Origin of the sequence: Fulvivirga imtechensis AK7, assembly GCF_000331535.1 — a bacterium.
GTDB classification, from domain to species: domain Bacteria; phylum Bacteroidota; class Bacteroidia; order Cytophagales; family Cyclobacteriaceae; genus Fulvivirga; species Fulvivirga imtechensis.
The window spans coordinates 24,104-37,523 of sequence record NZ_AMZN01000045.1 but is presented as its reverse complement, the minus strand read 5'-3'; the positions used below and the strand labels follow the sequence as shown (position 1 = coordinate 37,523).

The window sequence follows — 13,420 nt, the reverse complement described above, 5'->3', positions numbered from 1 at the left end:
AAACCAATAAGGGTTAACAATTAACCTTACACAATACTGACAAATGAAAGTGATATTTATCGCCATGCTGCTGATAGGTTCCTTCGAAATAGTCAGCGGGCAGTCTTCCATACGTTCCTATGATATAGACTCTGTATCATCCTATGTTCGTTTTGGTGTGCGGTATAAAAGTGATTATTTCTACATGGGAAGGGCCGATTCTGCAAAAGCGCCGTACCTGACCTCTTCTATTGGCTATTACCATAAGTCAGGACTTTTTGTTAGTGGTTCGCTTTCTTACCTGACGGCTGATGATAATAACAGAGTAGATCTGTATACATTAGCAGCGGGATATGACTACCTTGGCGATAAATTCATTGTCGGCATAGCTATAGATGAGTACTTTTTCAGTGATGAAAGCTATTCCGTGCAAGCTGAAATGAGAACTTATCTTTCGGGGTATCTTGGCTATGATTTTAGGACTTTCATGATCTTAACGGACGCCAGCCTGGGCCTCAGCAGCAACACAGACTTCTTCGTAGGAATTGAGCTTAGCCGAATGTTCTATACTATGCGTAACAGGCTTATCATTACACCATCAGTTTATACCAATTTTGGCACACAGCAATACTACAACGAATACTACACCCAAAGAAGTACAACCACCGGATCCGGTAAAGACAGAAAAGGGCATGGCCCGGGCTCAGGGTCTGGTAATGGCGGCACCGGCTCTACAACCATCATGAATGTAGAAATTCTGGAATCGGAAAAATTTCAGGTGCTGGATTATGAACTGGGGTTACAAGCCAGCTACAAACTGAACAGACTGCGTTTCTCAGCATCAGCCATAGTATTATTTCCCGTAAACCCATCAACAGTAGTTACTGACCAAGCAACTTATGAAGAGGACCTGGATACAGGCTTTTTATGGACCCTGGGTGCAAGATATGTTTTGAAATAATACAACAAAATTCATCACCAAACGGGACCAAAATCCCCCCTTCCGCTGATATCCGTCATCGCAAGAGGGTGCCTTCTTCTCTAATTTTACAATACAATAAACTTAACATAACAAAGGAGGATATAATGAGCTTAACAGTGAAACCCAAAACAGGAGTACCCGGTTTCTTTACCGATTGGCTGCACCCCGACAGTATTTTCAACAGGGATGTGTTCGATATAGAGTCGATGTTGGCCTTGAAGCCGCATTTAAACCTGCCACCGGTAAACATAAAGGAAACATCAAAAGAATTTACCCTTGAATTGGCTGCTCCAGGATTAGAGCGAAAAGATTTTAAAATTGAGGTAGAAAATAATAACCTCAGAATAAGTGTGGAGAAACGAGAAGAAAAGCGGGAAGGAAAAGAATCTGAAAACTATTGGCGCAGGGAATATTCTTACCAGACGTTTAGCAGATCATTCGCTTTGCCTGAAGGTATCAAGGAAGACAAGATCGATGCCAGGTACGCCAATGGCTTACTGACTCTGCACCTGCCCAAGGAAAAAGTAACTGCAGCCAGGCCTGCACATAAAATAGCCGTAACCTGAGCACATAGCTTAGAAAGTGGTGAAGGAAAAATTAATGAACTAAAAATTTATTCAAAATGAAAACCAATGATGAACTTCAAAAAGATGTAATGGCGGAGATCAGGTGGGAACCGCAGTTGCATGATGTACATACGCAAATTGGGGTGGCAGCTCATGATGGTGTGATCACACTTTCTGGTATGGTAGACACCTACACCAAAAAACTCGCTGCGGAACGTGCAGCACAGCGTGTTCATGGAGTAAAAGTAGTTGCATGTGATATCGAGGTAAAGGCAGGAACTCCAGGCAAAAAAACAGATACAGAGATAGCGGAGGCGGTGCGCAATGCCTTGCGCTGGAATACTGCTGTCAATGAAGATAAGATAGAGGTAAAAGTGGATAATGGCTGGGTATATCTGGATGGTGAGGTAGAATGGAAGTATCAAAAATCCACCGCACAAAGCAGTGTAGAAAGCCTTGTTGGGGTAAGAGGGGTAACTAACAATATCTCCATTAAGCCTTCAGTTATTGATACAAAAGATATCAAAACCAAAATAGCCGCGGCCTTCCACAGACATGCCACTTTAGACTCTAATGCCATCAGACTGGAGGCTGCCGGGTCTAAAGTTTCCTTGAGAGGAACTGTCAGGTCCTGGGCGGAAAAAGAAGAAGCCGAAAGAGTGGCCTGGTCATCACCGGGGGTACTTACTGTAGACAACCAGATCGAGATCAATACCGAGATCTTTGTTTAGAGCTATTCACGCTGAACCCGGTCAGGAGCCCTGCCAGGTGAACCGTAATTCACTTCGGCAGGGCTTTTGGTGTTGGTGTTAATGGTTTAATGGTTAATGGTTATTCGTTTGAATAATGTCTGACGTTGGGATTAGCTTTCAGCTTGGGACTTGGTTATTCGTTAATTGTTGTTTAACAATTGATATTTTGCTTATAGCTTGCAGCTCTCCGTGCTTCCGACTTCCTTTTGTCTACTACCGATTGATATGTGTTTGATGTTCAGGCTGTATTGTTTTAAAACTGAGAACCGGCGAACTATAAACTGTGAACGATGAACTAAAAAACTATACCACTGCCTTTTTCCAACTACCCCGTGTAAACAGCCACAGTGTGAATAATCCTACCAATGTTTCTGAAACAAACACACCCCAAAACACCCCTGATTGTTCCCAACCAAATGTTATCGCCAACAGGTAGGACAAAGGGATCTGAATCAACCAGAAAAATACCAGGTTGATCTTAGTCGGTGTTTTTGTATCTCCAGCTCCATTGAATGCCTGTACAGATACCATCCACCAGCCATATACCCAGAAAGAAAATGAAAGTATCTGTAACCATTCCGAACCAATGGCGATTACCCGCAGATCATCTGTAAAAATCTTCATTAAAGGTTCGTTAAAGAAAAAGAATGTCACCGATACGCATACGAGGAAAATCATATTATACAGACCAGTTTTCCAAACAGCGCTCTCTGCACGCTCAGGGTGTCCTGCACCCAAATTCTGGCCTACCAGTGTGGCTGCTGCGTTGGACAACCCCCATGCAGGCATCATGGTAAACATCATAATCCGCAACGCAATCGTAGCTCCTGCCACTGCCTCGCTGCCAATGTCAGCAAGTATTCTCATCAGAAATATCCAGGATGTCATACCAATGATCATCTGACCGATGCCTCCCAGTGATGTGCGAAATATATTCAGGATCACTTTGCTATTCCATTGGATCTGAGTGGTCTTTACAGCTATATGCTTCCCGCCCCTAAACAATGTCCAGAGCTGTACAGCCACACCGATGCCTCTGCCAATGGTAGTTGCCACAGCAGCTCCTTCAATACCTAAAGCAGGTACAGGTCCCAAGCCAAAAATGAGCAACGGGTCCAATATAATATTAATGCCATTCGAGATCCAAAGTATGCGCATAGCAATGGCTGCATCTCCGGCACCACGGAAAACCGCATTGATAACAAACAGCATCATAATAACGGCATTTCCACCCAACATCCATTGTGTATAGCGGTATCCCTCGTTAATACTCCAGCCATCAGCGCCCATCAGCGTAAGCAGGTCCTTAGCAAAGAAAATACCCGCAAAAGTAAATGGCAAGGATGCCAGCAACCCAAGAAATAGCGCTTGAATGGCAGACACGGCCGCTTCCTCCTTCTTTTTTTCTCCAATTCGTCTCGCAATAATGGCTGTAACAGCCATAGAAAGACCCATACCTATAGAGTACAGGAGAAACAGATAAGTTTCAGTAATACCAACAGTAGCTACTGCTGATGCTCCTAATTTGCCAACAAAATAAATATCAACCACAGCAAACGTGGATTCCATCACCAACTCCAGGATCATCGGCACAGCCAAAAGGAAAATGGCGTGCTTCATTCCTATCTGGGTATAGTCTGCTTCAGTTCCCCTGATGGCATTTTTTAACTCCTTCCAGATCGACAATCGTTGTATGGATGCCTGCTGTGGCAGAGTCGATACATTTTTATCCTCGTTCATAAGCTTCTTCGAGCTGTTCTATATCAAATTTCCTCATTTTCAGGAATGCTTCCGTCACTTTTTGAGCTTTTTTCTGATCATTCATATAATGTTCCAGCACAGCCGGAATAATCTGCCAGGAAACACCGTATTTATCTTTTAACCATCCGCACATGCTTTCCTCTCCTTCTTCTGTCAGCTTATTCCAATAGTGATCAATCTCTTGCTGGTCTTTACATTCCACTACCAGCGAAACCCCTTCACTGAAACTAAACTGGTGTGACAATGAACTGTCCATAGCAGTAAAAGGCTGTTTACGGAGTGTAAACTGCGCATGTTTCACCATACCCTCTGTATCTTGATCTTCGGCTGTATATTTATATAAATGGTCAACGGAGGCATTATCGAAAACAGATGTATAGAAGTGTATGGCCTCCTCAGCCTTGCCTGCTTTGTCTTGAGTAAACATCAGTGAAGGAATAAACTTTTGGTCTACGGTATTACCCAGCGACAGTTGCCAACTAACCCCAAAACGATCTTGTACCCAACCATATTTCTCACTCCAATCGTATTTATCCAGTGGCATTAGCACCTTGCCACCTTCAGTTAGTTTTTCCCAGGCACCTTCTATTTCATCTGCTGTTTCGCAGGCTACCATAAAAGATATGGATGGATTGGGTTTAAACTGTGTCCCTCCGTTCAGAGCCATGAATTTTTGGCCTTTCATTTCAAAATTTACAACTATAGGAGTATCAGAAACTACTTTTGAATTCCTGAATGTAGCACAATAGAAGCTTGCTGCTTCGCTTGCATTTCCGTCAAACCATAGACACGGGTAGATTAGATTTTTCATGATTATATATTTAGTGTTTGTAAGAAAACTCTAAGTGGCTTTAAGAAAACGTTCCCGCCAAAGGGCGGGACGAAGTCCCAAAAAGTGGAGCGTACTGAGGTACGTGAGCATTTTTGGGGCGAGCGTAACGCAGGCATTGGCGTTTTCTTAGAGACACTATTTAGTTATTGAGCATTGGACCGAAGTCGAAGTCCGAATGCATCACTGGAGATCTCAGTTATTACTCACCTTATTTGCCAACTGCTTTGACCAACTGCCGATTCTGTTTATCCTGTGCCTGTACCGATCGCCATTAAGGATTGGCAGGCTCTATTGGTTAATAATTCAAAGATATAGATGAAGTTTCACACCGGAAGTGGGTGATTATGACAAAAGGAGAGGCCAATTGCGACATGGGTGGCTGGTGGCTGGGTTCTGAAGGTTGGTGGCTGGTGACACGTACCGTCCTCCAGTCATTGACAACCAATTACTTTGGACTTAGGGATTCGGTATTCATCTTTTCTCTCATATTCATAGCGATCGCCAGGCTTTTTTTCGTTCCTTGTGCTTCCAGTTGTTCTATGATCATAAGTTTGGTGGCATTATCGTAGGTCTCCATTTCGGTTGGCGCACTTTCGTCTGGTTGAATGACCCCTGCATTCACGAACAGCTCTCTTAGCCAGTCATTCACCTGACAGTCGATCACCAGGTGGACACGATCCGTTTCGCCATGATTGATTACGCTGTGGGTTTTGCTGAAGTCGGCAAACCAGCACTCTCCTTCTTTCATGTTAAGGATTTCATTTTCCACTGAAAATTTCACCTGATCATTGGTCAGTACCGGGATATGCAGCCTTACAAAGCCATCCCAGAAGACCAGATCAAAATCTTTATGAGGTTTTATTTCTGACCCCGGGGTGAGACGCAGGTATCTGACGGCACTTTTTGGCGCCTGAATGGCATCGATAACTGACCTGGTATAAGTCAGATGCGCAAGAATGGCTTCATCGGCAAAGTCCACCGAACTGGAATTTCCTGCCGAAATGGAGTGATTTTTACCCTGAGGTGACCGTAAGGGAATCCCGCTCCAGTTGCCGGTGTAGTAGCCGGTATTGAAGTGATCAGTCCATGCAGCAGCACATATGACCAGTTCTTGTTGAAGCAGTGAGACTTCAAATTCTATGGGTAACTTTGCATATTTTTTCATTTACTTCAACAGTATCATTTAATTTAATGATTTTTATGTTTTAGACACGTAGTACCAGGAAAAAAATGAATTTAATGAACCCAGCAGACCTTTGCAAACCCACCTCTTTCCCCCACAAATGGATCCCGGTTTCATTGAGTGAGCAGAAAAAACTAGTAACGTGGGTATACGCAGGTAACAAACACTTAGACGAGCCCTTCTTTGAGGATAGCGTTAAGGTCATTAAACAGACATCTCCTGAAGTAAAGGAAACCTCAATAGATGAGCTTTTAAAGCAAAAAACCCGCACTGATCAACAAATACTGCCTACAGCTTTTATTTTCCATATATCCAGGTGTGGCTCCACGCTGATCATGCAGATGCTGGCCCAATCAAGAAAGAACGTCATTTATGCAGAACCACCGCTATTGGATGATATTTTATCTTCAACATTAAGAAATGAACAGAAAATAGCAGCCTTGCAGGCAGCGGTGGCCGCAATGGGTCAGAAAAGGACCGATGATCAAATAAACCTGTTTATAAAATGGGACAGTTGGCATCTGGCCTTTTATCAATTGATCAGAAAGGCATTTCCGATGGTTCCGGTTTTGTTTTTGTACCGGCAGCCGTTAGAGGTGTTAAAATCTCATCGGAAGATGCGAGGCCGTCATATGGTACCAGGTATGCTGAAGGCCGATGTATTCAACATTAAAAACATTCCCCCGTACGATCTGGATGGCTATTCTGCAGCAGTCCTTTCCCAACTGTACCAATGGATGATCTCATATAGTAGCCATGAAAATACTCAACTCATAAATTACTCAGCCCTTCCCGGCAAGCTATTCCGGGTTATTGAAAGCCTTGGATTATACTATTCCGATGATGAACTCGAAGCTATGAGGCAACGGACCAAAACCCACAGCAAGCAACCGTTAAAGGCTCCCCGGCCTGATTACCAGTTTGAAAAAGAGCAGCTTGAGCGGTTAGAAGGACTGTCGCTGTCTCTAAGTGATTTATTCTGGCAATTGGAACATCTTGTCAGCTCCAAAAGGTCACCGGAATCATCTTTGAATGATCTAGGGTAACAAAAAGGAAACGAAGTAGTGGCTTTAAGAAAACTCTAAGTGGCTTTAAGAAAAGGTCAAGGTCAAGGCTTGCGAAGTTCCAAAAAGCGGAGCGTACTATAAGGTACGAGAGCATTTTTGGGACAAGCGTAACGCAGACATTGACGTTTTCTTAGAGACAAGAAGTAATGGTTAATTTTGCAACATGAAAGTTGAGCAGATCATATTATTTTCCAGTTCCTGACATTCACTTAACTGATTCATCATATATTGCTCAAAAAGAGGAGCCTTTTCAGGATATGACATAGTGAGTTCGGATAACCGTCCCGCTATTAATTTGTTATTGTGAGCATTCATCCTGGCCAATACTTCCTTATCCCATACCAGATGATCAACAATTGTCAGTCCGGCTTTTTCGATCTGATCATTCAGCTCACTCGCTGTGGGTAATTCATCAATTTTATCCTCCCCGGCAGTGCACACGACCTCTAAAATGATCCGGCCGCTTTTCGATAGACAATCTTTTAATTGAAGTAGTGTTTCCTCCACGTCTCCAAGAAGCTGCGAGTCATAGCCGTAGATTATCATATTTTGTTCACGCACATTTGAGAGCTGATCTCTAATATCCCCTACCATGAATTTTATTCTGTTTTCCAGGTCATTTTCCCGTGCATGCGCTTTCGCCTCATCAATAAATTCGGGTACCAAATCGATTCCCAGGCCTTTGAAGTCGAACTCCAATGCCATCTTTATGAGAACTGCACCTTTACCACACCCAAAGTCAGTAATCAAGCCAAGATTTGCATTACCCACATTTTTCCTGATCAGTTTGATAATATATTCAGGCATACTTCCCAATTCCCACAGATCAGCCAATATAAAAGGGATATGCTGTTCCAATTTCCTGTCAATCAAATCCAGTGAGTTTAAAAACTCATCATTTCGGTGGTCTTCCATATTCTTTGTTTGCTCACTGCTAACATAATGATTTTGCAGCTAAGTATCCAGCATGGAACAGACCTAAAAAACCTCTTTTTAAGGTCATTCTGCCTGTCCCCGAACTTGCCTCGAAGAGGTACGAAGAATCCTACTAAAGTCAAGGGTAATATTTATAACTCAGGAAGATCCTTCCTCTCGCCAGGGATGACCGGTAAATTTAGTATTGAGACATCAGTATTGAGTATTGTTCTTATTGCTGTTCTTCTACTCAATACTCATTACTTTTTTTGCCAACTGTCGACTATTAAAGCTTTCGGGATAGGATGACCGAGCGTTTATATCGAACTCACGCTAAATAGTGTCTTTAAAAAAACGTCAATGTCTGCGTTGCGCTTGTCTCGCTCTTTGGCAGGAATGTTTTCTTAAAGCCACTTAGAGTTTTCTTGCAAAGACTAAATAGACAATACCAACTATTCATATCCTAATGCTTCAGCAGGATTTGTATTAGAAGTTCTCCAGGAGAGTATACTTACAGTAGCCAGTGCAAGCAACATGATCAACAGCCCCGGGACAAGAAAATAATAGTATCTGATGTCTATCTGATAGGCAAAATTTTTCATCCACTCCGTGACCACATAGTTGGATACAGGAATAGCAACAATGAGGGCAACGATAATCAGCTTTAAATATTCTTTTGAAAAAAGAAGTACAATTTGTGGCACTGTTGCACCCAAAGACTTACGAATGCCTATTTCCTTTGTTTTCTGCGAGGCTGTAAAAGCAGATAGCCCTATCAGCCCAAGAACTGAAATAAAGATACAAACAAAAGATAAGATCTGTATCAGCCGGTGTTGTACCTGATCGCTCTGGTACTGCTGGCGCAAGGATTGGTCCAGAAATTCATACTCAAAAGGCTGTGATGGCATATATTCATTCCAGGTAGACTCTATATAATTAATTGTTTGCGAGATGTTATTACCCGAAAGCCGGACCATCATGATGTTGTTGATGTTTTTAGAATAAACCATAATAATGGGTTCAATGCCATTATGTAGTGAAAGGTGATTAAAGTCCTTGATAACTCCTATAACCTCGCCCCAATTTTCATCATGAAAATAGGCCACTCTTTTACCGACAGCATCGTTAGCCCATCCCAACTCGCGAGCCGCGGTTTCATTGATAATAAAGGACATATAGTAATCTGATTCGTTGTTGCGCCTAAAATCACGCCCACTGGAAAGTGACAGCCCCAGGGTGTTTAGAAAATCATCACCGACCATCAGGAAGCAAAATTGCTGCTGCACCATGCCACGCGCTTCATCTTCAACTTTTAGTACCTGGTAACTCTGCACATTATTCGGAAGCTGAGACGCTGAAGTAACAGCCACAATATCAGGGTTACTCATCAACTTGTTTTGAAAAACTTCTGTGCTGTTGACATACCTGCTCTCTGGCAAGGGCAAAACCAGTATGTTATTTCGATTAAATCCTGGATCCATATTCCGGAGAAATTCAACTTGCCGCCCCATGATCACAGTACATATTACCACGGTAAGTGAGAGAAAAAACTGAAAAACAATAAGGCCTTTTCTAACCCACCCCCCGGATAGTTTGATAGATTTGTTTCCTTTTAATGCATTGGTTACCGGAATTGAGGGTATGTATATAGCAGGATATATACCTGAAACAATGCCAATACCTAAACCGAGCGCCAATAGGCCCGCAAGAAGTACCGGGTTATTGATAAAATTAAGATCAAGGTTTCTCTGTATCAGGTTGGTAAAACCTGACATTTCCACAATATAATAACTTAGCGCCACAGCCAACACCATTGCGGCAAGACTTATGATCACTGCTTCGGACAATACAGCAAAGAATAACCTGGAGCGGCTTAAACCCAACACCTTTCTCATTGCCATTTCCGCAGTTCTTTTTGACGCCCTGGCTGTAGACATATTCACATAATTGATGCAGGCCAGTAAAATAATAAATGCGCCTATTGCCACGGAACCATAAACAAACTTTAAATCACCTTGTGGATAATCGGCACCTTTGGTAGAATGAAAATGAATCATGTCTAACCGTTCCAAATAAGGAGTTACTTTTCCCTCTATCTTATTACCGAACAGCCTATACGTTTTATCATAGATGGCCGGGAACCTATCATAGAAAATATCGGGATCTGTTCCCTCTTTAAAAAGTATATAAGTATATACCTCGGGATTCCAATAGGCTTCGGAAAGTTGTAGATCACCGACAGGATCCCTGGAAAGAATTTCCGAAAGGACAATATCATATTTTACATGGGAATTGGCTGGCAGGTCTTCAATAACAGCAGTAACTTCGTATATCTGACTGTCGGGCATCATCAGTATCTGACCCAGTGCATCTGCTTCTCCAAAGTACCTTTTGGCTGCTGAAGCGCTTAGCACCACATTATTTGCACCGTTCAGAGCCTTTTCACCATTTCCGTTCAGAACCTTATGGGTGAAGACTGAAAAAAATGCGGAGTCGGCGCGAACCACATACTCTTCCCTGAACTGTTTTACCGTACCATCAGTGGTTATATGGCGCACCAGTGGATCAGAATACTCCTGAATTCTGGCGATCGCCTCTATTTCAGGCAATTCCTGATAAAGAATGGTTGATAATTCCGGTGCCGAAAGCGCGACATCAAATACCGCACCTTGCGCTTCCAGTTTCTGTGTATATCGATATATGCGCTCATACTGGTGATGATGTTTATCATATTGAAGATCATATTGCAGAATGAGCAACAATACGACTCCCGTAGTGATCCCGAGCGCTAAACCTCCTATATTTAGTAAGCTGTAAAAGCCATCCTTTAAAAAAAGCCGAAGCGAGAATACTAAATGATTTCTGAGCATATATTTTGTTTTTCACCAATATACGGTTCCTGCCAATACATATCAGATTTTTGCAGTAAGCTGTAAGTATTTTGCAGGGAAATGCATGCTCAACTATTTAAACCTTTCAATAAGTTCCATTTTATATGTCCTGCTCACTTTTACCTGCTCCCCTGTGTTCAGTATCACCTTTGTATCTGTAGCAGAAGTGTTCTCAACTTCCGCTATACAGTTCAGGTTAACAATATATGACTTGTGAATTCTGACAAAGATGTTTTCCGGCAACTTCACCATCATGTTCTTCATCGTTTCTCTTATAAGGAAGTAGTTGCTATGAACGTGAATTTTAATATAATAATCGTACGCCTCTACATACCTGACTTCTTCCACCGGAACGAGATGGATATTCCCGCCTGTTTTGATCACAATCTTTTCTCCGCTGGCCCCTTTGGTATAGTACACAGAGTCTTTATGACGTTCATTTTTCTTTGTTTCCGCCAGCAGCGCCTGAATTTCAGCCCTTCCCCTTCTATGGCCGATTTTTTCTCTTGCCCGATCAATGGCATCATAAAAGCGATGGTCACTGAACGGTTTTAACAGGTAATCCAACGCATGCACTTCAAAGGCTTGAAGCGCATACTGGTCATAAGCAGTAACAAAAATAATCGCGGCAGGATGTTTCTTAATATGACGGAGTACTTCGAAGCCGTTGATCTGTGACATCTGAATGTCCAAAAGCAGTAGATCAGGATTATATTCGTTGATGCTATAAATGGCATCTATACCATTACTGCAAACACCTACAAGATCAATATCTTCAATCTTACTCACCATTAAAGCAAGCCCTTCTCTCGCTTCCTTTTCGTCATCGACAATAATGCATGTTATCTTATTCTTCATATGGTATATTAATCACCATTCTCACCCCATCCCTCTCTTCTATTATTTTAAAGCTATATCTCGTCCCATACATTTGTCTTAACCGGTGAATGGTGTTATAAAGGCCAATACCCTTTTTACAGGCAATATCGTACGGAGCATCAAAAACACCAGGGTTACAGACCTCAATTTCAAGCAAATTTTCCTTCCTGCAAATATCAATAGTAATAAGCAAAGTGTTGCCTTCATCAGGTATCAGATGTTTAAATGCATTTTCTACCAAAGGTTGTAGTATCATCTGAGGAATTTTCGCGTTTCTTGTGGCATCATCAAGCTGAATTTTCACCCCCACATCCGTGTAACGTAATTTTTCCAGTGAAATATACTCCTTTAAAAAAGAGAGCTCGTCTGCAAGTGTTATCTTCGGTTGCTCACCTGCAGACATCGACCTCCTTAGCAGATGACTCAAAGAAGCGATCATTTCCGTTGCCCTACCTTTCTCATTTTTTCGGATCAACATACTGATATTATTCATTGCGTTGAACAAGAAATGTGGTTGTAATTGGGCAGACAGCACTTCTAAAGAAGATGATTTCAACATGGTGTAAGCATCCACCAGCTCCTTCATTTTTATCTCGTAGAGTCCTTTATAGTAAATAAGGGAGAGTGTTATAAAAATACCGCCATACCAGCAAATGCCTTCAAATGCTATAAACCAATAGTCTTTAAAATATACAAAAAGAGTATGTAGCGTGTAATGCTCCGGAAGAGCAAACAAACGCTCTCCCATTAAAACAACGAAACCAGATATCCAATGATATAAGAAGCCAAATATAATGGCTGCTACCAGGTGTTTAATTATCAGATGTTTTCCTTTGATCAAATGAGAGAACAAATAAATCAACCCGTGAGACAATAAGGCCAATGTAAAGATATGTGCTCCGGGAAAGTAGATGATGTTTTCTACACCCTCGTAACTAATTGCTTTGTAAGCAATAGCGAGCAGAAATAGGGCTACCCAAAAAAGCCCGTGATATTTTATGCATTTTTGAATCAAATGAGTTTTTCTTCAATAATGAACAGGCAGTTAAAGTAATAACTTTTTCCCATAAAATATCAAGGCTTTTTGCTATCGCTTCCAACAACTTTGTTAAATGCACATCACCCCCGCAGTGGAAATGCCATTGCCAAAAACCGCTAATTAGTGATTGTAAGAAAACGCTTGTTGTTATCGGGCTTGCCACGGGGAGGAATCGAAGCGATCCCCTCTTAATGGACACCAAAGAAGAGGAGATTGCCGCACTTCGTTACCAATGACAATTTTTCATTACATGCTGATAGTCAGATAATTATTCAATTCCCCACTTCCGTCATCCCGGACGTAACGCAGTGAATCCCCTCGCTACCGGCAGTGTGGTTTATGACTTCTGTTCCTACTCTGCTTCCTCTGTAGTTAATGGTGGTATAATGTCATTATCCACAAAATCAACTGAAGTTGTTGGTTGCCTCGCAATGAGGATAAGTTTTAAGTTTTTCTTACAATCACTAATTATTGGTATTATTTAGGATGCTATTTAAAGAGGATATAAATTAGCAACTACCCTGCTTACCAATCTGAAAAAAGAATTTAATTCGTATTTTTGCAACTCATTTCA

General features: G+C 41.9%; 11 protein-coding genes. 4 read left to right on the top strand and 7 right to left on the bottom strand.

What is annotated here, in order from left to right; genetic code table 11:
* The first annotated feature begins 43 nt into the window (after window positions 1-43).
* The 3 genes from C900_RS13045 (at window position 44) to C900_RS13035 (ending at window position 2,258) form a co-directional block, all read left to right on the top strand.
* Window positions 44-940 carry a hypothetical protein gene (locus tag C900_RS13045; protein WP_009580409.1) on the top strand — a complete coding sequence of 299 codons (897 nt, stop codon included), beginning with the start codon at window positions 44-46 and terminating at the stop codon, window positions 938-940.
* Between the two features lie 137 nt (window positions 941-1,077).
* On the top strand, window positions 1,078-1,527 hold the full coding sequence (locus tag C900_RS13040; protein ID WP_245558430.1) for an Hsp20/alpha crystallin family protein: 450 nt from the start codon (window positions 1,078-1,080) through the stop codon (window positions 1,525-1,527).
* 56 nt (window positions 1,528-1,583) lie between these two features.
* Window positions 1,584-2,258: a BON domain-containing protein gene (locus tag C900_RS13035; protein WP_009580405.1), complete on the top strand. Its 675-nt coding sequence runs from the start codon at window positions 1,584-1,586 to the stop codon at window positions 2,256-2,258.
* A 324-nt stretch (window positions 2,259-2,582) separates the two neighbouring features.
* On the opposite strand, the gene C900_RS13030 is transcribed toward C900_RS13035, so the two are convergent.
* The 3 genes from C900_RS13030 to C900_RS13020 all read right to left on the bottom strand — a co-directional run bounded on the left by C900_RS13030 (window position 2,583) and on the right by C900_RS13020 (window position 6,037).
* Window positions 2,583-4,019: an MATE family efflux transporter gene (locus C900_RS13030; RefSeq protein ID WP_009580403.1), complete on the bottom strand. Its 1,437-nt coding sequence runs from the start codon at window positions 4,017-4,019 to the stop codon at window positions 2,583-2,585.
* Complete coding sequence (locus tag C900_RS13025) at window positions 4,006-4,851, bottom strand: VOC family protein (RefSeq protein ID WP_009580402.1); 846 nt, start codon at window positions 4,849-4,851, stop codon at window positions 4,006-4,008. Before C900_RS13025 ends, C900_RS13030 begins: the two co-directional genes overlap by 14 nt.
* 466 nt (window positions 4,852-5,317) lie before the next feature.
* Complete coding sequence (locus C900_RS13020; protein ID WP_009580400.1) at window positions 5,318-6,037, bottom strand: aspartyl/asparaginyl beta-hydroxylase domain-containing protein; 720 nt, start codon at window positions 6,035-6,037, stop codon at window positions 5,318-5,320.
* A 74-nt stretch (window positions 6,038-6,111) separates the two neighbouring features.
* Between C900_RS13020 and C900_RS13015 the strand changes: the two genes are divergently transcribed.
* Complete coding sequence (locus C900_RS13015; RefSeq protein ID WP_009580398.1) at window positions 6,112-7,101, top strand: sulfotransferase family protein; 990 nt, start codon at window positions 6,112-6,114, stop codon at window positions 7,099-7,101.
* A gap of 171 nt (window positions 7,102-7,272) precedes the next feature.
* Here C900_RS13015 and C900_RS13010 read toward each other — a convergent pair whose 3' ends face one another.
* The 4 genes from C900_RS13010 to C900_RS12995 all read right to left on the bottom strand — a co-directional run bounded on the left by C900_RS13010 (window position 7,273) and on the right by C900_RS12995 (window position 12,822).
* Window positions 7,273-8,037 carry a class I SAM-dependent methyltransferase gene (locus C900_RS13010; protein WP_009580396.1) on the bottom strand — a complete coding sequence of 255 codons (765 nt, stop codon included), beginning with the start codon at window positions 8,035-8,037 and terminating at the stop codon, window positions 7,273-7,275.
* 452 nt (window positions 8,038-8,489) lie between these two features.
* Entirely contained in the window at window positions 8,490-10,907 is a 2,418-nt protein-coding gene (locus C900_RS13005) for an FtsX-like permease family protein (RefSeq protein WP_009580395.1), read from the bottom strand.
* A 93-nt stretch (window positions 10,908-11,000) separates the two neighbouring features.
* Window positions 11,001-11,786: a LytR/AlgR family response regulator transcription factor gene (locus tag C900_RS13000; protein ID WP_009580394.1), complete on the bottom strand. Its 786-nt coding sequence runs from the start codon at window positions 11,784-11,786 to the stop codon at window positions 11,001-11,003.
* Window positions 11,776-12,822, bottom strand: coding sequence for a sensor histidine kinase (locus tag C900_RS12995; protein WP_009580393.1), 1,047 nt, complete (start codon window positions 12,820-12,822; stop codon window positions 11,776-11,778). Before C900_RS12995 ends, C900_RS13000 begins: the two co-directional genes overlap by 11 nt.
* Window positions 12,823-13,420: the final 598 nt, after the last annotated feature.